Raw genomic sequence first — 23,334 nt, forward strand, 5'->3', positions numbered from 1 at the left:
TTGGTAAAAATAAAAAAATCCTGTTCAGAAAATAGCTGAACAGGATTAAATATTATTGTAGTGTACAATTACTCTTTTTTAGCTTTTGCTTTTTTAGCAGGAGCTTTCACCTCAGCTTCAGGAGTTTCTTCACCAACAGCTGCAACTTCTTCAGTAACAACTGCAACTGGAGCTTCATCTGTAACTAATCCTTTTGCTTGAAGCATGTTGTACCAGTTTAAAACTTTTTTGATATCAGAAGGATACACTCTTTCTTCATCATAATCTGGTAAAATTTCTTTGAAGTAAGCTGTTAATTTAGCGTTGTCTTCTTTATGAGAAAGTGCTGGACCTTTGCTTTCTTTTTCAGCAATTTTTTGCATGATCTCAGCTAATGGTTTTTCGCCTTCATACGTGTAAATTGAAATTTCAGACAATAAACTCACATTACTTTTTAAGTTTACGGTGATTTTTTTTCCATCTAATAATGATTCAGCAACAAATCCCGTACGAGTTTGTACTCTTAATACATATAAACCTGGTTTCCCAGAAATGGCTAATATTTTTTCTAAATTCATGTTTTGTGTAATTATTATTAAGAATTTGACTTATTATTTTTTCTTTTAAAACCAAAAATCATACCAAGCGAAGCTGTTACTAAATTTTTATCTTCCTTTTTTAGCAAAAAATTTCATGCGGTAATCTTGGAACGTTTTTCCCTCTAAGATGTTTTTCAGTTTCTTTTGAATTAATCGTTTTTTTAATGATGAAATTTTATCGGTAAATAAAATCCCTTCAATATGATCGTATTCATGTTGGATTACTCTAGCAATTAACCCGTCAAAAACTTCCGTTTTCATAACAAAATCCTCTTCGCAATATTCGATTGTGATAGTTGGATTTCTGTAAACATCTTCTCTAACATCAGGAATACTAAGACATCCTTCATTAAAACTCCACTCTTCGCCCTCTTCTTTTATCATTTTTGCATTGATAAAAGTTTTTTTGAATCCCTTTAATTCTTTTTGTTCCGCATCTTCTAATTCTTCATCATCACTAAAAGGGGTGGTATCAATTACAAATAAACGAAGCGCTAATCCTACTTGTGGCGCAGCAAGTCCAACACCGTAGGCATTATACATTGTTTCGTACATGTTAGCAATCGTTTCTTTCAAGTTTGGATGTTCTTTTGAAACAACTTCTCCTGTCTTTCTTAAGACTGGATCGCCATATCCTATAATTGGTAAAATCATCGTATCGTATTAAAAATTATCTTCTGAAAAAGGAATAAATTTCCATTTGATTCAGTTTGCAAAAATAGTAAAAAAATAGACAATGAATAATCCTCCGTTAATAATTAGCTAATATTTATAATTTAAGGCAAAAGACATCCTTTTATCCTTTGTATCATTCCTACAAATAGTACCTTTGCATGTTTACAATGATATGTTTTACAAAATCCAGAAATTTGCCGACAGCACTTATTTTACTAATGCTATAAAAGTTACCATAGCAGCAGTCATACCAGTTGTGGTATTTTCCTATTTAGGTAAATTTGAAATGGGTTTTGCCATGGCTCTTGGGGCATTTTTTACCTATCCTAGTGATATTCCAAGTAGTTTAAACCATAAAATAAATGGTATTCTTGTCACTGCTTTTCTGGTTTCTGGTATTAATCTCCTAGTTAATATTGTTTATCCTTATTCTTGGATTCTATATCCTTTTTTAGCAGTATTGATTTTCCTGATATCGATGATATCCGTTTATGGTCAACGGGCTACCATGGTTTCTTTCTCCTGCTTAATTTCTCTTTCATTAGCATTTGCCAGCATCAATACCGGTTGGACAATGGTATTTCACTCAGGTTTAATTCTTGCTGGAAGTTTATTCTACCTGCTCATTTCCGTTATTTTTCATTACCTCAAACCGCATCGGTATATCGAATTTCAAATTGCTGATTGCATCAAACTAACAGCTAAATACTTGAAACTTAGGGGCGATTTGTGGACGTTGAATGCTGATAAAAAATCAATCATAGAAAAACAATTACACCTTCAAGTTGAACTGAACACCATTCATCAAAACATAAGGGAAGTTCTAATCAATAATCATACTACTTCCGGTTCTTCCAATCAAAATCGTAAAATGCTTTTGGTTTTTATTTCCTTGGTTGAAATTCTTGAACTCGCGTTATCCACAGCTTTTGATCATGATAAATTACATCAAAAATTTGATGATCATCCAAATGTTTTATTAAGCTATCAACGTTTAGCTTACAATCTGGCGGCAAGTTTAAAGCAATTATCCAAAAGTGTAAAAAAGGACACGAAGTTTACTCCCAAAAACACTTTGCTGCGTGATTTGAATTTATTGCAATTCTCCATTGTAGATTATGAAAATGATTTAGGAAAAACAACTGCTTCCGAAGGAGTTTTTATGTTGACGACGATGTTACAATATGCTGAAAAACAAGTCGAAAAAATAAAAATTGTCGAACGTGCTTTTACACTTACTTTCAATTCGCAGGATTTTAAAGGAATCGATACCGACTTAGAAAAATTCCTGACTCCACAATATTATCCGTTGAGCACTTTGACCCAAAACTTGAGTTTTTCTTCCACTATTTTCAGACATTCCTTGCGCCTAGCCATAACATTAATGGTTGGTTTTATCATTGGACAATTTCTACCGTTCCACAATGTATACTGGATTCTGCTGACCATAATTGTCATTATGAGACCGGGTTATGGTCTAACAAAAGAACGTTCTTTTCACCGAATAATTGGCACAGTGATTGGCGGATTAGTAGCATTTGGGATTCTTTTCATCGTAAAAGACAACTTCATAATCAGTGTTCTTTCTATTGTTTGTATGCTATTGGGATTCTCTTTTACTCAAATTAATTATAAGGTGAGCGCCATTTTTGTCACCATGTATGTCGTTTTTATTTATGGAATAATTACACCTAATATTGGTGATTTAGTTCAATATAGAATACTGGATACGCTTGTAGGTGCAACTTTAGCCTTTTTGGCAAACCACTTTTTATGGCCATCCTGGGAGTTTTTAAACATTCCTGTTCATTTAGAAAAGGCAATCAAGGCGAACCAAGATTATCTGAAAGAAATTTCTCTTTTTTACAATAAAAAAGGAACCATTTCTACCTCTTATCGCTTAGCGCGAAAAAATGCTTTTATCGAAATTGGTAATCTGATGGCTTCGTTTCAAAGAATGGTTCAAGAACCTAAATCAAAGCAAAGACAAATGCCACAAGTATACAAACTGACCGTTTTAAATCATTCTTTACTGTCTTCTTTGGCTTCGTTGGGAACTTATATTCAGTCCCACAAAACTACAACCGCATCAGAAGCGTTTAATGTAGTCGTTGCTACTGCCATTAAAAACTTAGATAATGCCATTCTAATCCTGAAAGAAAATCATGTAGCATTCAAAGAAAACCTTCCTCAAGAAGATCTGGCGTTGCGCTTTACAGAGCTGAAAAATATACGGGAAAAGGAGTTGAAAGAAGGAATCCCTATCGATGAAGAGGCGTTTCAACAGAAAATGCAGGAAGCGCAATTGGTAATTGAACAATTAATCTGGTTGACTAATTTATCCGAAAATATTTTGAAAACAACAAAAATACTAAAGAAAACGTAACGAAAAAGGCGCTGAAATTAGATACAATCTAAATTCCAGCGCCTTTATTATTTTGAAGAAATTCTAATTATTCAGTTTTAAAACACTAGCCGTTTCTTGTCTTACTTTCGTTAATAAATCAGGGTTTTCGTTTAATTTCTGACCAAAAGAAGGAATCATCATTTTTAATTTTTCCTGCCATTCCGGCGTTTCAAATTGATCTTTAAAACACCTTCCAATCAAATCCACCATTATAGAAACGGCCGTTGAAGCACCTGGCGAAGCACCTAGCAAAACAGATAAAGTTCCATCAGCAGTAGTGATGACTTCGGTACCAAACTCCAGAATACCACCTCCTTTTTCATCTTTCTTAATTACTTGGACGCGTTGTCCTGCACGTTCCAGAACCCAATCTTTAGATCGTGCTCCAGGTACATATTCTCTCAAAGCATTTATTCTATCTTTGGGTGACTGACGCACTTGCTCAATCAAATATTTGGTAAGGGGAATATTCTTGATACCAGCAGTTATCATCGGAATGATATTATCAGGTTTAATAGATAAAGGCAAATCTGAATAAGAGCCGTTCTTTAAAAACCGAGTTGAAAAACCAGCAAAAGGGCCAAAAAGTAATGCTTTTTCTCCATCAATCATTCGGGAATCAATGTGCGGCACAGACATTGGTGGTGCACCAACACTAGCTTTACCATATACTTTGGCCTGATGTTTTGCAATCACTTCCGGATTGGTACATTTTAGCCATTGCCCGCTCACCGGAAAACCTCCATATCCCTTTCCTTCTGGTACATCTGCTTTTTCTAATAATGGTAAGGAACCACCACCAGCACCTATGAAAACAAACTTGGTGTATGCTTTTTTCTTTTGGCCTGTAGCCAAATCAGTAATTTTTATTCTCCAAGATTTATCGTCTCTTTGTTTTAGTTTTTGAACTTCATGATTAAAATGAATGGTTACGCCTTCTAATTTTGTTAAATAACCAAAAATACTTCGGGTTAATTCTCCAAAATTGACATCCGTACCAATTTCCATGGAGGTAGCGGCAACTTTATCAGACTCTTTTCTACCTTCCATAACCAAAGGCATCCATTTTTTCAACTCTGAAAAATCCGTGCTGAAAACCATTTCTTGAAAAAGAGGATTCGCTCGTAAAGCTTCAAATCTCTTTTTGAGGTAGTCCACATTTTTTTCACCCCAAACAAAACTAAGGTGTGGAATACTTTTTATAAAATTTTCTGGAGATGGAACTTTATTTTCTTCAACGAGATATGCCCAAAACTGTCGGGAAACCTCAAAAGATTCCGCAATACTAATTGCTTTTTTAGGATTAATGCTTCCGTCTTCACTTTCTGGAGTATAATTGAGTTCACAAAAAGCAGAATGTCCGGTCCCAGCATTATTCCAAGCATCAGAACTTTCGGCGGCGGCAATATCTAAGCGCTCGTAAATTTCAATTTTGATATCCGGCTGCAACTCTTTTAGGATTAAACCAAGAGTGGCGCTCATAATTCCAGCTCCTATCAGAACTACTTCACTATTTGTACGTATGGTTGTATCAGGCATAACTAGATTTTAAAAATGCAAAGATAATTTATATAATTGCAAAAAAAAGCATAAATTTTGACTCAAAAGTTACATTTTTCAACCCTTTTTACCGGAAACACTGCTTTTTAATATTTATTTTAAAATCTTTTTCGGGTCAAATAGTCCTGAAGCATTATTGTGGCCGAAATTTCGTCTATTAATGCTTTATTCTGCCGTTGTTTCTTACTCATTCCGCTGTCAATCATGGATTGGAATGCCATTTTTGATGTAAAGCGTTCATCTACCCGAATCACTTTCATATCGGGAAAATGATTGGTAAAATGCGTTACAAATCCTTTAATGATGGAAGCACTTTCGGAAGGTTCGCCATTCATTTGTTTGGGTTCACCAATAAGAACAGCTTCAACTTTCTCTTTGGAAAAATAGTCTTTTAAAAAAGCGATTGCAGTTGTAGATGGAATGGTTGTCAATCCGGAAGCTATGATTTGCATTTCATCGGTAACGGCTATTCCGGTTCGTTTTTGTCCGTAATCTATGGAGAGAATTCTTGGCATTTTGTTTTTTTAAAGATAAATAAGGAATTGGTAATTAAAATTAGTAAGATATAACAGGATATTAATTCCCAAACATATTAGTAAGCGTGTGTAAGACAAATTGCAATTTTATACTTTTTCACAGAAAACTAGACTACCATTTTGTCATTCCGACGAAGGAGGAATCTCATTATATGATTCCTCCTTCGTCGGAATGACAAAATAAAAAAGGTTACTGCAATTTATCAGAGCCCTTAGCAACCTTAATTCTCATACTTAGAAATTGTTTCCTCAAGTATAGCATCTACCTCATCCAAAGTGAAAAATTTTGCTGTTCCATCTTTAATCTTAGCCAAAGAAATATCAAGTTTTTTCTTTTTCTAATCGAAATTAGGATCTTCCTGAACAATTTTTAGTTCATCAGATGAAAACGAACTTAATAGCTCTAGAATTTTGGCTTTTATTTTTGGTTGAAATTCTAATCTTATTGTTTCCATAATCCTTTTGTTTGATATACAAAGATATAACTTTTCACAAAGTAAAACCGAAACTTATTCTTCTACACAGACAATCAAACAAGAAGTTAAATCTGTAACATTTTCAACTCATTTTGCTTTTTTGCTTTTGGTTAAAAATCCTATCTTTGTCAAAAATTATCAAAAAATGAATCCATTACAACCGATTATAGAACAAGCTTGGGAAAACCGTGCTTTGTTACAAGAAACTACAACTACTGATGCTATCAGAGAAGTTATTGAATTATTAGACACCGGAAAATTACGTGTAGCTGAGCCAGTTGGTGAAGGTTGGCAAGTAAACGAATGGGTGAAAAAAGCGGTAGTAATGTACTTCCCTATTCAAAAAATGGAAACATGGGAATCTGGAATTTTCGAATACCATGATAAAATGTTATTGAAAAGAGGCTATGCCGAAAAAGGAATTCGTGTTGTTCCTAACGCTGTAGCCCGTTACGGAGCTTATATTTCAAGCGGTGTTATTTTGATGCCAAGTTATGTAAATATTGGTGCTTATGTAGACGAAGGAACTATGGTAGACACATGGGCAACCGTAGGAAGTTGTGCTCAAATTGGTAAAAACGTTCACTTAAGCGGTGGAGTTGGTATCGGTGGAGTTCTAGAACCGTTGCAAGCAGCTCCAGTAATTATTGAAGACGGTGCATTTATTGGTTCACGTTGTATTGTTGTTGAAGGTGTTCACGTAGGAAAAGAAGCCGTTCTTGGTGCTAATGTTTGTTTGACAGCCTCTACAAAAATCATTGATGTTACAGGTGAAACTCCAGTTGAAATGAAAGGTTTTGTTCCTGCTCGTTCCGTAGTGATTCCAGGAAGTTATACCAAATCATTTCCTGCAGGTGATTTCCAAGTTCCTTGTGCATTAATCATTGGAACACGCAAGCCTTCAACTGATTTAAAAACATCATTGAATAATGCTTTACGCGAATATGACGTAGCGGTATAATTCGGTTTTGTTTTAAATTTTACACATAAAACCTATTGGATATTTCAATAATCATAGTCAATTACAAGGGTTGGAAAGCCTTAGACGAGTGTTTAGAATCTATTGATTCCATTAGTTCAAAAACATTTTCATTTGAGGTTATCATCGTGGATAATTTTTCTAATGATGGACAATTTCCTGTTTTTAAACATAAATATTCCAAGTTTACATTTATAGAAAATACTGGTAATAATGGTTTCTCAAATGGTTGCAACTTTGGTGCAAGCATTGCTACGGGAAACCATTTCCTTTTTTTAAATCCAGATACAAAACTCACTCTTGAAGCATTAGAAACGCTTCTGCAAACTGCGATCTCACATCCAGAGATTGGAATTGTATCCTGTTTGCAAATAAACGAAAATAATGTTTTTTACAAACAGACTAATTTATTCCCGGCTTTAGGAAGGTTTTTTGGAATCTCAAGAGCCCTTTTTAGAAAGTTGAACAAACCCAAACTTGAAAAACGTTTCAACACAACCACTGATTTATTTTATCCTGATTGGGTGACTGGAGCAGTTATTTTCATCAGTAGAAACTGGTTTGACAAAATTAAAGGCTGGAATGAAGATTACTGGCTGTATTTTGAAGATGTTGACCTTTGCAAAAAAGTTGCTGATCTTGGAGGAAAAATTGCCGTAACCAGAAAAGCTACAATTTTCCATCAACATGGCGGTGCATCCCGAATAAACGTCAAGACAAAAGCGCTTACAAAAACCGAAGTGATTATTTCTAAACACGTTTATATTAGCAATCAATTCTCAACAGGAATCCAGATCTATTTGCAAAGTCTATTGATTCTTGGAGTTCTTCTGGAGAAAATATTATTGTCCATTATCAGCCTGTTTTTGTTTTTTATTCCAAAATTAAAGGTGAATCGATTAATGCTTAAAAACTTAACCGTTTATTACTTTAACGCACTTCAAAAACAAACCTGGATTAGTCCTCGTGCTATGAATTACTTGAAAACTAACGCTTAATTTTTCTAATTTTCTCCTCATGAAAATACTTGTAATTCAACAAAAAATGATTGGTGATGTTTTGGTAAGCTCCATTTTATGCGACAATCTTCGCAAAGCGTATCCAAAAGCGCAAATTGATTATATGGTTTACGAATCGACTATTGCTGTTTTACAAGGAAATACCAGTTTTGACAATCTGATCCTTTTTAAGGAAAAACATCAAAAAAACAAATGGGAATATTTAAAGTTATTAAAATCTATTCGCGCAGAAAAATACGACGTTGTTATTGATGCGTATTCGAAATTAGAAAGTTGGTTGGTCGTACTATTTTCTGGTGCCAAACAAAAAATATCATATTGGAAAAAAGGAAGAGAATTTCTCTATACAGATTCCGTAAAACGAAAAGAAAGCTCCAATACTAATTTGGGTTTAATAATCGAACAACGTTTAGCACTCCTAAATCCTTTGCTTCTGGATATTGAATTACAAACTTTCCCTCGTATTTATGTCACGCAAAAAGAGAATGATTTTGCCACTTCCCTTTTTGAATCGCACGGAATAAACCAATCCAAAAAAACGATAATGATCAGCATAATTGGCAGCAGTCCAGACAAAACGTATCCACTGGATTATATGTCGAAATTAGTTGATTTCATTGCAGATAAAGGAGATGTGAATATTCTTTTTAATTATTTTCCAAAGCAAATTGAGGAAGCAAAAATAATTTATGATACGTGCAAAGAAACTACAAAGCAGAAGATCTATTTTTCCGTTCTAGGCAAAAGCATCCGAGAGTTTATTGCTATTATGAACCATTGTGACATGATAATTGGTAATGATGGCGGAGCAATAAATATGGCAAAAGCTTTAGAGAAACCTTCCTTTATTATTTTTTCTCCTTGGATTGATAAAAAAGGCTGGGCCACATTTGAAGATGGAATCAATCATGTTTCACTTCATTTAACTGAGTTTAAACCAGAATTATTTAAAGAGAAAACCGCTAAAATAGTAAAAAAAGAAACCGCTACATTCTACACAGCTTTTACTCCTGAATTAATTTATCCTGCATTGAATACTTTTTTAGAAACGCATTTACAATAAACTTTTAAGTTAAAAAATTGATTTTAATCCGAAAACTATATTTTTGTAGCACATCCAAAAATTAATGACAAACAATCACAACACTAACATTTCAGTTTTAATTATTACATTAAACGAGGAAAATCAAATGAAGTCGCTTTTGGCTGATTTAGAATTTGCTGATGAAATTGTTGTTGTGGATTCCTTCAGTAGCGATAAAACGGAATCTATTTGTAAATCATTTCAAAAAGTCACTTTCATTCAAAATAAATTCGAAAACTATTCTTCTCAACGAAATTTTGCGATCTCTCAAGCAAAAAATGACTGGATCTTATTTTTGGATGCAGACGAAAGACTAACTCCTGCATTAAAAAATGAGATAATAACCACGGTAAATACTAACAAAACCTATTCGGCTTTTATGTTTTACAGAACTTTTATGTTTGAAGACAAAGTGCTTCATTTTAGTGGAAATCAAAATGATAAAATATTTAGGCTCTTCAATAAAAATAATGCTGATTACACTAAAGAAAGGCTCGTACATGAAAAATTAAAAGTGAATGGAAAAATAGGCGTGTTAAAAAATAAACTCATTCATTACTCCTATTCCAATTTTCAAGCTTATAAAGCAAAAACCATCCGTTACGGAAAATTCAAGGCTCAAGAGAAATTTATAAAGAAGCAAAAATCTTCCTTTTTATTACGATTTTTGCATCCTACTTATAATTTTTTATTCAATTATATCGTGCGATTGGGATTTCTTGACGGAAAAAAAGGCTTGATTATTTGTTATTTAAATGCAAATTCAATTCATGTCCGTTATCAAGAATTGGAACAACTTTGGAAAACCGAAAAAAAGCTATCTCCAAAACAATAATTTCTTTTTTCGAGCAATCTTTCGGTGAAATTTTGTCTGGAAATCATTGGTATAAAAGCACATTTTTGTAAAAACAGTATCATATTCTTTACCGTAAAGTTTGGCATATTCATCACTCATTACCGCAAGCATTTCTATTTTTGGCGTAAGCCTGTTCAAATTTTTCATTCGGGAATCAAAATCCATCGTTTCGTGAAAATTCATTCGGTTTAAATCCACCAAGTAAAAACTATAGACGTTGTTCGCTTCTTTCCTGATTAATGTATTTCCTGGCGAATGATCCAGAAATTCAATCCCTTTTTCATGCAAATCGAATGTGAATTTAGTGAACTGACGCAGGATATTCTCGTGATCGTGATAATCCGGTTCGAGCACTAATTCTCTAAAAGTTAGGTGGGATTGTAGATGTTCACTGATATAAAAACTTTTTTCCAGTCCTGACAATTTGAAATTTTCAGCATAAGCAATAGGCTGAGGAGTTCCAATTCCATTTTCAATTAATTTGTTTGCATATTCATAAGAGCGTCTAGCTTTAGACTTTCTAAAATATTTGTAAGCCACTTGATTGATAACATTAGGAATTTTAAACGATTTAATGTTAATCGTTGTATCATCTAAATCAAATAATTTAATCTTATTTCTTTGACCGTCACCAAATAGTATTCCTGTTGTATCAAAATTATTTACAAAGTTCCTAATTTGTTTCTCAAAAGATTTAAAAGAAGGGTTAAAGATATATTTCATAAAAAGCAGAATTGAAAGACAAAAGTAAGTATTGAATTCAAGACTTAAAATATTTAATGTAATTTTACCCGAATTTTATGACTATGGTGGATTATCAGTACCCATTAAAAGAAAGCTAAAAGGGTATTAAGACCAATTATTTCTTAAAAAAGAGAGTGCTATTTTTAAATGAATACGACTACCAAATCAAAAACCAACCTAAAAATGAAACAAAAATAATGACAGTTCTACATATATCTGCAGTAAAAAGTTGGGGTGGTGGCGAAAATCATATTGAAAACTTATGTTTTGAATTAGCACAATCGAATCCTGAAGTCACCAATATCATTTTGTGCGTGAAAGATGAATTATTTCATCAACGTTTGTCCAAGACCAATATAATTACAGAAACTGCACCTTTGTCTATTAATATGGATCTTCGTTTTGTTTTGAAAATAATTAAATTGAATCGGAAATATAAACCTGATATTATTCACCTGCACGATCCTTCCGCCATTGTTCTGGCCATTGTAGCGGATAAATTTGCTGGATTACCGCCTTTTGTATTCAGCAAAAAAACATCGTTTCCTATTAAAAATAAAAAGTTGACACTTTATAAATACAATTATTTTAAAATTAAGAAGTATTTATGTGTTTCGGAGGAAACAAAAAGAATCACAGAAGAATCCATAATTGATAAAAATAAACTAATTACAATTTATCACGGAACTAATATTGGAACTAAAAATTCACAAACTCCTTTTTTACTGAGAGAAAAGTTCTCTATTGCTCCACAGACAAAAATAATCGGAATTATAGGCAATCATATTCGAGCCAAAAATTTTGAAACGCTAATCGAGACCGTAAATATCATTGTTAATGTACAAAAAAGGACTGATTTTATTTTTATCCAGATAGGAAGTCATACGGATCGTACTGAGGATTTATTGCAAAGTGTAAAAAGCTTACATTTAGAAAAAAACCTTTTATTTTTAGGTTATATGCCAAATGCTTCTAATTTTATTCCACAATTTGACGCACTATTGCTTACCTCGCAAAGTGAGGGCATTCCGCAAGTTATTTATGAAAGTTTCTACCATGAAGTCCCTGTTATCAGTACAAACGTGGGTGGAATACCTGAAATAATACAAGATGGTATTAATGGACTTTTAGCTCCAAAACAAAACCCAGAAATACTAGCTGAAAAAATTGAATATTTATTTAATAATGAGAATATGATCTCTAATTTTGTAGGTATTTCTAAGAAAAATCTGTTGCAGTATTATACGACATCGATTATGGCACAAAAAACGCTACAAGAATATAAAACTATTTTAAATGGAAAATATTAACGACGAAATACTTAAAGCCTACGAAGTCATAAAAGATGGTGGAATAATCCTGTATCCTACGGACACCGTCTGGGGAATAGGTTGCGATGCTACAAACGCTGAGGCTGTCGCCAAAATCTATAAACTAAAAAAAAGAGCCGAAACCCAAAGCATGATCGTTTTGATGAATGGCGAAAAAATGATGTACAATGTTTTTAAAGACATCCCTGAAGTAGCGTGGCAAATTATCGACTTATCCGAGAAACCAACTACTCTTATACTAGACAAACCAAGAAATGTAGCTGCTAATATCATCTCCGCCGATAACTCACTTGGAATTCGTGTTGTGAAAGAACCGTTTTGCTTTAAACTAATGGAAAAGATGAAAAAACCATTGGTTTCTACCTCAGCAAATATCTCTGGACAGCCTACTCCTATTGCCTTCAAAGATATTAGTCCGGAAATTATAAAAGGTGTAGACTATGTTGTAAATTTGCACCGTGAAAAAATTGGAGGAAAACCTTCGACTATTATAAAATTGACAAACGATTCACAGGTGAAAGTGATTAGGAAATAGTTTTTTTATTGTAATCTTTTCACCGCTGATTCGCAGATTATTAATCAATTTAATATTTTTTATGTCAGAAGAATACTCAAATAAAGATGAAACATACAAAATAATAGGAATTCTGTTTGAAGTACATAATAATTTAGGAAAAGGTTTCTCAGAAATCGTTTATAAAGATGCTTTGGAATACGAATTTAATGCTAATAAGATCAAATTTGAGCGTGAAAAAGAGTTTCAAGTTCAATATAAAAACACAACTTTACAGCATAAATTTTACGCTGACTTTATAGTTTTTGACAGTATAATACTTGAAGTTAAAACTGTTGATTGTTTCAACAATAGCCATTATAATCAATGCCTTAATTATTTAAAGATTTCTGATAATGAACTAGCTTTATTAGTAAATTTCAACGCAACATCTTTAGAATATAAGCGTATAATTAATACAAAAAAATTAAAATAAATCTGCGAATCTGCGGTAAAGCAATGAACTACAAACAAGCATTACATAATAAGATATTCGAAGTCATTTCTCAAGCTTCCCAAGAACTTAACGTTGACAGTTATGTGATTGGTGGTTTCGTGCGAGATTTGCTTTTGAAAAGAGACTTCAAAAAAGACATCGACGTTGTTGCCGTGGGTAGCGGAATCGAATTGGCTTTAAAAGTATCTCAATTACTACCTAACAAACCAAAAGTTCAGGTTTTCAAAACTTACGGAACAGCGATGTTGCGCTTTGAAGATACCGAAATTGAGTTTGTAGGTGCCAGAAAAGAATCCTATCATTTTGAGAGCCGCAATCCTGTTGTAGAAAACGGGACGCTTGAAGACGATCAAAACCGCCGCGATTTCACCATAAACGCTTTGGCTTTATCTTTAAACGCTAAGAATTTTGGAGAATTATCCGATCCTTTTAACGGACTTGAAGATTTAAAAAACAAAATAATCAGAACACCTCTGGATCCAGATATTACTTTTTCTGATGATCCGTTACGCATGTTGAGAGGCATTCGTTTTGCGAATCAATTAGGATTTGAAATCGAAGGAAATTCGTTGAACTCGATAACCAAAAACGCAGACCGAATCAAAATCATTTCCGGAGAACGCATTGTTGATGAATTGAATAAAATCCTTTCGACAGATAAACCTTCAGTAGGATTTTTACTTTTGTTCAAAACTGGGCTTTTAGACATTATTCTTCCCGAATTGACTGCGCTGAATCAAGTGGAGGAAATTGAAGGCCATACACACAAAAACAATTTCTACCACACATTAGAAGTCGTTGACAATATTTGCCCAAATACGGATGATGTTTGGCTGCGCTGGTCGGCATTGTTACACGATATTGGTAAAGCGCCAACGAAACGTTTTAATAAAAAGCAAGGCTGGACTTTTCACGGACATGAGTTTCTGGGTGGAAAAATGGCAAAAAAGATATTCGAACGCTTGCACATGCCATTGAATCACAAAATGAAATTTGTACAAAAAATGGTCATGATGAGTTCGCGCCCTATTGTATTATCACAAGATACGGTGACGGATTCTGCTGTGCGCCGTTTGGTTTTTGATGCAGGTGAAGATGTTGAGAATTTAATGACGCTGTGCGAAGCAGATATTACGACCAAAAATCCAAATAAGTTCAAGAAATACCATAATAATTTCGAAATCGTCCGCAAGAAAATTGTTGAAGTGGAAGAGCGTGACCAAGTTCGTAATTTCCAACCACCCATATCAGGTGAAGAAATTATGGAAAAATTCAACATAAAGCCATCCAAAGAAATTGGAATGCTAAAGGAAGCTATAAAAGAAGCAATTCTTGAAGGAGAAATTCCAAATGAATATGAGGCAGCCTATGAATTCATGTTAAAAAGAGCTGCAAAAATTGGATTAAAGATTAACGCTTGTTGAATTAACAATTAATTACATTTCAAATATCTTTGTACAAATTAATTTCAAACAATGAAAAAAGAGAATAATTACGTTATCATTTGGTTGTTATCAGGATGTTTATTATTGTTTATGATGGTTGTAGTGGGAGGAATTACCCGATTAACCAATTCCGGTTTATCCATGACTGACTGGCATTTAGTTACCGATACTTTTCCACCATTAACAGAAGAAAAGTGGACGAATGCTTTTGAAGAATATAAAAAATTTCCAGAATATCAAAAAATCAATATACACAATGATTTTACCCTAAGTGATTACAAGTTCATCTATTTCTGGGAATGGTTTCACCGGTTTATTGGTAGAATAATTGGTCTAGCATTTATCGTTCCTTTTTTGTATTTCTTGTTCAAGAAACGTCTTTCTACCGAAACCATCAAAAAATGTGTAGTTTTGTTGTTCATGGGCGGATTTCAAGGGTTTTTAGGTTGGTTTATGGTTCGTAGTGGCTTAATTGACAATCCGGATGTAAGTCACTTTAGACTGGCGTTACACCTGACATTTGCCTTTATCACGTTTGCTTACACACTTTGGGTAGCTTTAGACTTAATTTACCCAAATAAAGCACAAATAATAGTTCCTTTACGAAATCTTGCACGTGTAGCATTAGTTTTTCTGATTATACAAATCATCTATGGTGGGTTTGTTGCGGGTCTAAATGCAGGTTTAATTCACAATCACTGGCCATTGATGAGCGACGGACAATTCATTCACGATAGTGTTTTTATAGAGAAAAGCACCCTGTTTTTAAATCTCATTGAAGGAAAAAGTGGCGTTCAATTTGTTCATCGTACGATGGCTTATGTTGTAGTAGGACTTATTTTGGCGTTGTATTTTACAAGCCGAAAACACCTGCTTACCGTACTACAGAAAAAAGGGATTAAAACATTGGTAGTAATTGTATTTTTACAATTTGCATTGGGCGTCTTTACTTTGCTATACGGTGTGCCATTGTGGTTGGGATTATTACATCAGGTAATGGCTTTCTTTTTATTGACCGCAATGACATTTTCTTTGCACCGATTATCCAAATAAAATTATAATTCAATACCTATATTGCCTGACTATATTGTCACATTTCTTTGCTTATTAACGTAAATGTCTAAACTTGCCGCTCAAGATAAATTTTTAGATTTATCAGATTATGGAAGAACTTTTGGAAAATTTCTCGCCAATCAATTAAAAAATACTCGTTTCACACCCATACATGTAACATTGCTTTTTGGCGTTTCCGGTCTGATAGCCATTTATTGTATTCTAGAAGGATCGTATTTTTGGGCCGGTTTTTTTATAGTTTTAAAATCTGGAATCGATGCTGCCGATGGCGAATTGGCACGCTTAAAAAACACGCCTTCCTACACTGGGAGATACTTGGACAGCGTGTTTGATATCATCCTGAATTTTCTGTTTTTAATGACCATTTGTTACGTTTCACAAACCAGTATTTGGATGACATTTTTGGCCTTTATTGGCATCCAGTTACAGGGAACTTTATACAATTATTACTATGTGATTTTAAGAAATAAATCGGTTGGTGGAGACACAACAAGTAAAATTTTTGAGTACAAATCACCCAGAGCTTTACCGGGAGAAACGCAAAAATCCGTGGATATTTTGTTTACAATTTACACCATCGTTTATGGAACTTTTGACAAGATAATTCACTTATTAGATAAAGAGGCGTACAAGGTAAAAACCTTTCCAAACTGGTTTATGACGTTGGTTTCTATTTACGGTTTAGGTTTTCAGTTACTGATAATTGCAGTACTATTGCCTATGGGTTTAATAGAATTTATCATTCCATTCTTCATCTTTTTTACCCTAATGATTTTTGTGATAATTGGCATTAGAAAGACTTTTTTTAAGGTATAAGTTCATCATAGAGAATATCTATATCAAAAATCTAGAATTCATGTTACCAATGTTTTAAAACAAAACACTTGTAGTTATTATTTAAGGTATTTTTCGTTTTAATACATTTACTAAATACCTACAAAATCACCTTATCAATAGGAATTATATAATAGATTCACAGAATTATATAACAATCAAACAGCTTAAAATCGCCAAATTTGTAAAAACAAATAGTAATTTAAAACTTAGATATTATGCCAAATTCAAAAGAGATTGAAGGAAACTGGAATGAGTTGAAAGGAAAACTTAAACAAAAATTTGCCGATTTGACGGATGATGATTTACTATACGAAGAAGGAAAAGAAGATGAAATGTGGGGTAAATTACAACAAAAATTAGGCAAGACAGAGAAAGAAATTAAATCATTATTTGATTAATTTTTAATTCCTAAACGGACTTAAAACTGTTTCAATTGTTAAATTCAAAAATTTCCCTTTTAGGATATTTTGACTTTCAATTGAAACAGTTTTTTTATGTTGTAAAACTACCCAATCCACGTCTTAAAATCAGATACTTTTTCTCTGCTCACAATCACTTCTTCCTCTTTATAAGAAGGCAAAATAACTTTCAAACGAGAGTTGCTGTACACAACAATTTCCTTAATTGCTTTCAGCGGAATTATAAATTTTCTACTGATTCGAAAGAAATCTGCGGGATCTAATTCCTGCTCCAAAAGTTCCAAAGTACATTCGATTAAATAATTCCTGTTGTCAAAAGTATGCAAATAGGTTCCTTTATTTTCACTAAAAAAACATTCAATTTCATCAATGGAAATCACTTTCAAATGTTGGCCTATTTTTACCGTAAACCGTTTTTTATAGTTTTTCTCAAACGGATTGGTCAACATCCTTTTGATTTGTTCAAAATCGATTCCAAGGTTTTGAGATTGTAATTCTTGCTTTGGCAAAAGCGACTTGAATTTGGCAACAGCCACTTCTAAATCATCTTCATCAATAGGTTTTAAAAGATAATCGATGCTATTCAATTTGAAGGCACGAAGCGCATATTCATCATAAGCTGTTGTAAAGATTACGGCGCTTTTAATTGCAACTTTTTCAAAAATTTCAAAAGACAATCCATCCGATAATTGAATGTCTAAAAAAATTAGTTCCGGGTGTTCATTTTTAGAAAACCATTCGAGTGCTTCTTCTACGGAATGCAACATCACTCCTACTTGAATATTTAGTTTTTCCAGTTTTCTTTGCAGTAATCTAGCTGCTGGTTTTTCGTCTTCGATTATTATTGTGATCATTAAGGTAGAATCGTTAATGTGATTATTTGTTTAACTGAATAGTGCTCCCGAAGCTTCGGGACGAATACTCCTTTTTACTCCCATTTTTCACTTTTTTCTTTCTCCATAAACTCTTTAATTTTTTTTTCTTCCCAGTTTTTTCCAAAAAATATACTACCACCAAAAACAGATAATCCATGAAACAATAGTCCTATTCCCCAAAAAAATGCAGTAAAGAAATTTTCTAGTTGAAAATAACTTTCGCCTGGTGAAAGGTCCTTAACATTCAAAACAAAAATAAAAATGTTAACCAAAATGTAAATCATCAAATGGCTATAGAATCCTTTTAACTTTTTTACTTTTTTTTGGGCTTCTGCATATCTGTCCTCGGATTGGAGGTTGTTATAATCCATCTCAACTTTATTTCGCATTGTACTTAATTTTAAATGATACTTTGTTAGACCTCAACAATTCATATTCTAATTTCCTGTTTGGTAAACCGTATTACTCCCAGTTTTTTTTATTTTCCTGATCCATTATCTGTTTGATCTTTTGCTTTTCCCAATCTTTACCTAGAAAAGGCATGTAATTAAACACTCTCAGTCCGTGTATAACCACTCCAATTCCCCAACCAAACAAAGGCCAATAAAACCAAAGATGATCTGGTGATGTAACGAGATTAATGACGAGTAATACGCTGTTAAAGACGATATAAGAAGCCAAGTTCCCATAAAACCCCTTTATTTCTTCAATTTGTTTTTTTGCTCTAAAATAGCGCTCGTCATTTTGATATGTATTTTCCATGATTTAATTTTTTTAGGGTTTAATTCCAATTTTTCTTGTTGTCTTCTTTTTGTAAAATTTCTTGAATCTTGCGCTCTTCCCAGTTTGAGCTGTAACCATACACTTTTAAAGCGTGCATTAGTAAACCAAATCCCCATCCCACTGCTGAAAACCAAAACCACTGAAAATGAGGTGAAAACTTTAAATTGATAAATATTAAAAAAGGAATTACGCAACAGTACGAAATCAGGTTTCCGTAAAATCCCTTGAGTTCTTCTACTCTTTTTTTTGCTTTATAATAGGCGTTGTTTTCGCTATAATTATTTGTTGTATCCATGACGGTTATTTGTTTGGTTAAAATGGGTATTTTGACAGTAAATGTTTTCTCATTCTGGACAATCAAAACCTTTCGTTTAGTAATAATTCCGTATCTATTGATGATATTTTGCAACCCAACACCTTGACGCTCTTGCAACACTTCTTTCTTTTGATAATCATTTTGAACCGCCAAATAATCGCCTTCTACACAAATCCTGATGTGTAATGGTCTTTGTTCACTAACCACGTTGTGCTTCACCGTGTTTTCCAATAAAAGCTGCAAAGAAAGCGGTACTACTTTGGCTTCAGCCGAAATTTCAGTTGTTGGCATTTCATAAAACAAACTATTTTCGAAACGCATTTTCAATAAATTCATATACGTTTTGGCAAAAGCCAATTCTTCGGCAACCGAAACTAATTCCTTGTCTTTTTGTTCCAAAACATAACGATAAATCTTGGATAAGGAAGTTGTAAATCGTTGCGCATTTTCAGGATTTTCTTCGATCAAAGAACTCAGTACATTCAAACTATTGAAAAGGAAATGAGGATCAATTTGATTTTTTAAACTTTCGAATTTTGCGTTGGCCGTTCCTGCAATGATTTTCTGTTCTTTAACTTTATTTTCATTATAAGCCTTGTAAAAAGCAATGGCATGCACCGACAACGTCACAAAAAAAGTAATTATAATCGACGCTAAATAATTCGAAGGCTTTTCGTTTGCCAAAAATTTTTCGAAAGAGTTATTACCGTACACTACTTCTTCAAAAACATGCAGTAAAAAAATCACTGCTAATGAGACTACAAAAGAACCTAAAAACCCTGATACCAGTCGTTTAATTGAAAATCGATCTACAAAAAAGCTGTCTAATTTCACAAAAAGCAACGCATTAGCTCCGTAAAGCGAAAATGTATACAATGTTGTAAATAAAAAATGAACCAAAAGCCTTTTGTTAAAATGAACTTCACTACCCATAATCACATTAATCACTTCAATTACAATAAATATAATTAGGGTTAGTTTTATTACTTTTTGAAGTTGTTTGTATAGTACATTCATTTTACTTTGCTATTTATTCCGATGTTACATTCAAGAAAAAGTTTCTTTTCTCTTATTTACAATTTTTCTGTGCTTCGATGGCTCTTTCTAAACCCCATTTTGGAGAGAAAGATGTTTCAGGTTTAAAAGTAGCAAAAAGTCCAATAGCTTTTTCAATTTGCGTACACATTGGTTTAGTATCAGTACCCCAAAATTTAGCACTACCCATTTCAAATTCGGCTTTACTAAAAACTACTCTTGGGTTTTCTGGTGCTATTGCCTGTGCTTTTCCGTACAATTCCATTACAGTTCCTGATAATTTTTGTCCATTAGTCATAGGATCAAAGGCAATCCAGGCCGTATGAATCATAGCTTGAACCACTAACAATTCAGCATTATTTGGATTACTATCCATTTCTATATCCAGTGCTTTTTGCGCTTTCGAAAGTAATAAATTCATTTGATCTTTGTCTTTTGTTTTAAAAGCAGTGGTCGTATTTACTAATGCAACGTAATAATTAGGCAACCAATTTGTTTTTTCGGCTGCTGCAATTCGTTCGAAAAGGTCTGAAGCTTCCGTGTTTTTTCCTTCGCCCCATAACTGGAAGGCTTTTCCCATTCCTTGCTCGAATTGGCCTTGAGCGGATACTAAACTACAGATAAAAAATACGATTGTGGTGATAATTTTAGTCATGATTTCTTGTTTTTAAATGGTGATTTTTTGATGATTAAAACGTTGTGTTATTTATACTTCAAAAGTATCTCGGTTTTCATTGGATTAAAATTTATAAATACTGAACTGTCAATTTTGATGGATGAGTTGTAATTTCAGTAGAAAGTCGTCAGTTCGAGTGCTTTTATTGCCAAATGCGATAGCTTTTGGCAGAAAAAGTGTATCGAGAACATTTGAATAAACGAGACGACTTCTCGATAGATTTTTATTTCGTTCCACTACATAAAAATACTCGAAGTGACGGTGGTACATTTTTATTTCGTTCCACTGCATAAAAATAATCGAAGTGACGCATATTGCTCAATGAAAATTAATTAAACCCAACAGGTAAATTGCCGTTATTACTACGTCACTTAATGACTCCCCTACAAATTCCTCAATTGATTGTCTTTTTTGTCGTTGCTAATCGTCCAAAAGAAGCCTACAAAGAAAAACCGATCAGCTGTAGGAATGATTTCTTTTCTATTAAAAACGCCTGCATCGTTTGGCTTATTCGCGTATTCATATCCAAATACATTTTGAGTTCCTAAAACATTGGAAACTGAGAAATACAAAATCTTTTGTTGACTCAATAAATACGCCCAGTTGAAACTTAAGCTGTTGTACGATTTTGTTTTTCCATTCATAAATTTCGTTTCGTTTGGATTGTTGTATGGTCGTCCAGAACTGTAGGAGTTTGTAAAACCTATTTGCGATTTCCAGTCGTTTATCCAATATTTCGTAACAATTGATAAACTGTGATCCGCAACGAAACTTGGCGTCACTTGAGAACTGAAATTTTTATAATCTCTTTCTGTATCGATGTACGAATAGGAAACCCAATATTCTAAGTTTTTGATGGATGTTCCGTCTCTCCAGAACAAGTCTAAACCTTTTGCGTAACCAGAACCCGAATTATCATAAACCGAATTATAAGCTGCCATTTGAGTATCAAATTTCACTAAATCACGATAGTCTTTATAATAGGTTTCGGCACGAAACGTTTTTCCGTTTTTATTGTACTGAAAATTCAAAATGTAATGCGACGCTTTTTCACTTTCAAACTGATTGCTATTGGAATATTTGATATATTCTGCACTTGGAGTTTGGGTGAAATCGCCATAAGCAAAGGAGAATTGACTGTTTTTAGCCATTTTATACGCAAAAGAAATTCGGGGAGAAATAGCCGTTTCATTTAGCAAATCATTGTTTGAAGCCCGTACTCCTACTTTTGCAGCCCATTTTTTAGAGAAGAAAATATCTGCTTCGGTATATATAGCGGCTATGTTTGAATCGTACCCATTGGTGAAAACCGAACCGGAAGTAGGATTAAAATCTTCCTTGAATTGTGTTACAAAATAATCCGCTCCAAAAGACAATTTCAATCGGTCCGAAAAACTTTTTCTTAATTTTAATTTCAAATGGGCCGCATTTTCATCATTCGCCACTTTATCTGAATCCAAATTTATTTTGTTGTTACTGTAACCATAACTCAACCCTGAAGTAATTTGCCAGTTGTTCCCAAAAACGCCTTTGTACGACGAGTTAAAATAGAAATTATTATTGTTTAAATCGACTCTGATTTTCTCTGGTGAATTGATGTTCTCTTGATTGATATCGAATTTAGACGAATCAAAAGCAGCGTACACTTTCAAAATTCCGTTGTTGAAATTATAGCGGTACACGGTTTCGCCAGACAAGGATTGAAAAGGACTATTCCAATTAACATTTTGAGGAATCACAGCTTGATACGGAGCTAAATTCAAGTAATTTGCATTAACACTCAAGGAACTTTTTTTCCATTTTTGCGTATTAGCAAGTCCCAGACCAACGGTCATCAAAGAGATTTCGGTTTTGTTTTGGTCTGGTTCATCTTGGGTATTCAATAACAAAACACTGGAAAGTGCTTCGCCATATTCTGCTGAGTATCCGCCAGTAGAAAAGGAGATTCCGCTAAATAAAAAAGGAGAAAATCGGCCTCGTGTAGGTACGTTATTTGTACTTGCGCCATACGGTTGCGCCACCCGAATTCCATCTACAAAGGTTTGTGTTTCATTGGCCTCGCCGCCACGAACAAACAATCGCCCATCCTCGCCTACCGTTTGTGTTCCTGGCAAGGTTTGTAAAGCGGCAATAATATTTCCAGCAGAACCCGCTGTAGTAACGATATCCAAGGGTTTTAGAACAGAAACTCTGGCTTTGTCTCCCGCTTCTAATGTTCCGGCCGTTATCACAACCGCATCTAGAGATGTTACGCTTTCTCGAAGTTTGATGGTTTTGTTTTGGAAATTAGCCACGTCAATTACTGTTTTTGAAGTTTCAAAGATCAAGAAACTAACGACCAATGTTTGATTACCCATGGTTGCAGTTGTAAAACTAAATGCACCGGTTTCGGTAGTTGAAGTACCATCATACGTGCCTTCGATAAAGACATTAGCACCTGCAACGGGTTTTCCTTTCTCATCTACTACTTTTCCTGAAATTGTAGTTTGTGAAAAAAGTAACGTAGTACAAAAAAGAACGGCTAGTGTAATAATGGTTTTCATTTGATTTGATTTTATGATGAAGCAAATGTAGCAGGACGACTACCGATGAAAAACTATACTGTTCTGAACTGTTGAA

The 23,334-nt window shown here is 33.6% G+C and carries 23 protein-coding genes; 12 read left to right on the plus strand and 11 right to left on the minus strand.

Annotated features, from left to right (window positions below; all coding sequences use genetic code 11):
- Window positions 1–68 precede the first annotated feature (68 nt).
- Together E0F91_RS00475 and def are read right to left on the minus strand one after the other, a co-directional pair.
- Window positions 69–557 (minus strand): DUF5606 family protein, encoded by a 489-nt coding sequence (locus E0F91_RS00475; RefSeq protein WP_132064427.1) that lies wholly within the window; start codon window positions 555–557, stop codon window positions 69–71.
- 87 nt (window positions 558–644) lie between these two features.
- A complete protein-coding gene (gene def, locus E0F91_RS00480; protein ID WP_132064428.1) occupies window positions 645–1,232 on the minus strand; it encodes a peptide deformylase in 588 nt (195 codons plus the stop codon).
- 193 nt (window positions 1,233–1,425) lie between these two features.
- Between def and E0F91_RS00485 the strand changes: the two genes are divergently transcribed.
- Complete coding sequence (locus tag E0F91_RS00485; RefSeq protein ID WP_132064429.1) at window positions 1,426–3,639, plus strand: FUSC family protein; 2,214 nt, start codon at window positions 1,426–1,428, stop codon at window positions 3,637–3,639.
- Window positions 3,640–3,702: 63 nt separating this feature from the next.
- Here the strand turns inward: E0F91_RS00485 and E0F91_RS00490 are convergent, their stop codons facing one another.
- Both E0F91_RS00490 and ruvX read right to left on the minus strand, forming a co-directional pair.
- Window positions 3,703–5,199, minus strand: a complete 1,497-nt coding sequence (locus E0F91_RS00490; protein WP_132064430.1) for a malate:quinone oxidoreductase — start codon at window positions 5,197–5,199, stop codon at window positions 3,703–3,705.
- A gap of 119 nt (window positions 5,200–5,318) precedes the next feature.
- Entirely contained in the window at window positions 5,319–5,735 is a 417-nt protein-coding gene (gene ruvX, locus E0F91_RS00495) for a Holliday junction resolvase RuvX (protein WP_132064431.1), read from the minus strand.
- 642 nt (window positions 5,736–6,377) lie between these two features.
- On the opposite strand from ruvX, the gene E0F91_RS00505 reads away from it, so the two are divergent.
- From E0F91_RS00505 to E0F91_RS00520, 4 genes are all read left to right on the plus strand, one after another.
- On the plus strand, window positions 6,378–7,193 hold the full coding sequence (locus E0F91_RS00505; RefSeq protein ID WP_132064432.1) for a 2,3,4,5-tetrahydropyridine-2,6-dicarboxylate N-succinyltransferase: 816 nt from the start codon (window positions 6,378–6,380) through the stop codon (window positions 7,191–7,193).
- Window positions 7,194–7,228: 35 nt separating this feature from the next.
- A complete protein-coding gene (locus E0F91_RS00510; RefSeq protein ID WP_132064433.1) occupies window positions 7,229–8,209 on the plus strand; it encodes a glycosyltransferase family 2 protein in 981 nt (326 codons plus the stop codon).
- A 19-nt stretch (window positions 8,210–8,228) separates the two neighbouring features.
- A complete protein-coding gene (locus E0F91_RS00515; RefSeq protein ID WP_243698811.1) occupies window positions 8,229–9,293 on the plus strand; it encodes a glycosyltransferase family 9 protein in 1,065 nt (354 codons plus the stop codon).
- Between the two features lie 64 nt (window positions 9,294–9,357).
- Window positions 9,358–10,149 (plus strand): glycosyltransferase family 2 protein, encoded by a 792-nt coding sequence (locus tag E0F91_RS00520; RefSeq protein ID WP_132064434.1) that lies wholly within the window; start codon window positions 9,358–9,360, stop codon window positions 10,147–10,149.
- On the opposite strand, the gene E0F91_RS00525 is transcribed toward E0F91_RS00520, so the two are convergent.
- Entirely contained in the window at window positions 10,132–10,893 is a 762-nt protein-coding gene (locus E0F91_RS00525) for a lipopolysaccharide kinase InaA family protein (protein WP_132064435.1), read from the minus strand. The genes E0F91_RS00520 and E0F91_RS00525 overlap by 18 nt on opposite strands.
- 218 nt (window positions 10,894–11,111) lie before the next feature.
- Between E0F91_RS00525 and E0F91_RS00530 the strand changes: the two genes are divergently transcribed.
- From E0F91_RS00530 to E0F91_RS00560, 7 genes are all read left to right on the plus strand, one after another.
- Window positions 11,112–12,224, plus strand: a complete 1,113-nt coding sequence (locus E0F91_RS00530) for a glycosyltransferase (RefSeq protein WP_132064436.1) — start codon at window positions 11,112–11,114, stop codon at window positions 12,222–12,224.
- A complete protein-coding gene (locus tag E0F91_RS00535; protein WP_132064437.1) occupies window positions 12,211–12,780 on the plus strand; it encodes an L-threonylcarbamoyladenylate synthase in 570 nt (189 codons plus the stop codon). Before E0F91_RS00530 ends, E0F91_RS00535 begins: the two co-directional genes overlap by 14 nt.
- A 61-nt stretch (window positions 12,781–12,841) precedes the next feature.
- Complete coding sequence (locus E0F91_RS00540; protein ID WP_132064438.1) at window positions 12,842–13,234, plus strand: GxxExxY protein; 393 nt, start codon at window positions 12,842–12,844, stop codon at window positions 13,232–13,234.
- A gap of 23 nt (window positions 13,235–13,257) precedes the next feature.
- The gene (locus tag E0F91_RS00545) at window positions 13,258–14,679 is read left to right on the plus strand and encodes a CCA tRNA nucleotidyltransferase (RefSeq protein WP_132064439.1); all 1,422 of its coding nucleotides are present in this window, start codon (window positions 13,258–13,260) and stop codon (window positions 14,677–14,679) included.
- Between the two features lie 51 nt (window positions 14,680–14,730).
- Window positions 14,731–15,753 (plus strand): COX15/CtaA family protein, encoded by a 1,023-nt coding sequence (locus tag E0F91_RS00550; RefSeq protein WP_132064440.1) that lies wholly within the window; start codon window positions 14,731–14,733, stop codon window positions 15,751–15,753.
- 63 nt (window positions 15,754–15,816) lie between these two features.
- Window positions 15,817–16,590 carry a CDP-alcohol phosphatidyltransferase family protein gene (locus E0F91_RS00555; RefSeq protein ID WP_132064441.1) on the plus strand — a complete coding sequence of 258 codons (774 nt, stop codon included), beginning with the start codon at window positions 15,817–15,819 and terminating at the stop codon, window positions 16,588–16,590.
- A gap of 236 nt (window positions 16,591–16,826) precedes the next feature.
- Entirely contained in the window at window positions 16,827–17,009 is a 183-nt protein-coding gene (locus tag E0F91_RS00560; RefSeq protein ID WP_091258074.1) for a CsbD family protein, read from the plus strand.
- Window positions 17,010–17,116: 107 nt separating this feature from the next.
- Here E0F91_RS00560 and E0F91_RS00565 read toward each other — a convergent pair whose 3' ends face one another.
- The 6 genes from E0F91_RS00565 to E0F91_RS00590 form a co-directional block, all read right to left on the minus strand.
- Complete coding sequence (locus E0F91_RS00565) at window positions 17,117–17,884, minus strand: LytR/AlgR family response regulator transcription factor (protein ID WP_132064442.1); 768 nt, start codon at window positions 17,882–17,884, stop codon at window positions 17,117–17,119.
- A 74-nt stretch (window positions 17,885–17,958) separates the two neighbouring features.
- Complete coding sequence (locus E0F91_RS00570) at window positions 17,959–18,294, minus strand: 2TM domain-containing protein (protein ID WP_243698812.1); 336 nt, start codon at window positions 18,292–18,294, stop codon at window positions 17,959–17,961.
- A gap of 73 nt (window positions 18,295–18,367) precedes the next feature.
- Window positions 18,368–18,667, minus strand: a complete 300-nt coding sequence (locus E0F91_RS00575; protein ID WP_132064443.1) for a 2TM domain-containing protein — start codon at window positions 18,665–18,667, stop codon at window positions 18,368–18,370.
- Window positions 18,668–18,686: 19 nt separating this feature from the next.
- Complete coding sequence (locus E0F91_RS00580; protein WP_165930069.1) at window positions 18,687–20,021, minus strand: histidine kinase; 1,335 nt, start codon at window positions 20,019–20,021, stop codon at window positions 18,687–18,689.
- Window positions 20,022–20,073: 52 nt separating this feature from the next.
- Entirely contained in the window at window positions 20,074–20,694 is a 621-nt protein-coding gene (locus E0F91_RS00585) for a hypothetical protein (protein WP_132064444.1), read from the minus strand.
- Window positions 20,695–21,098: 404 nt separating this feature from the next.
- Window positions 21,099–23,258, minus strand: a complete 2,160-nt coding sequence (locus E0F91_RS00590) for a TonB-dependent receptor (protein ID WP_132064445.1) — start codon at window positions 23,256–23,258, stop codon at window positions 21,099–21,101.
- Window positions 23,259–23,334: the final 76 nt, after the last annotated feature.

Origin of the sequence: Flavobacterium sandaracinum (assembly GCF_004349135.1) — a bacterium.
GTDB classification, from domain to species: domain Bacteria; phylum Bacteroidota; class Bacteroidia; order Flavobacteriales; family Flavobacteriaceae; genus Flavobacterium; species Flavobacterium sandaracinum.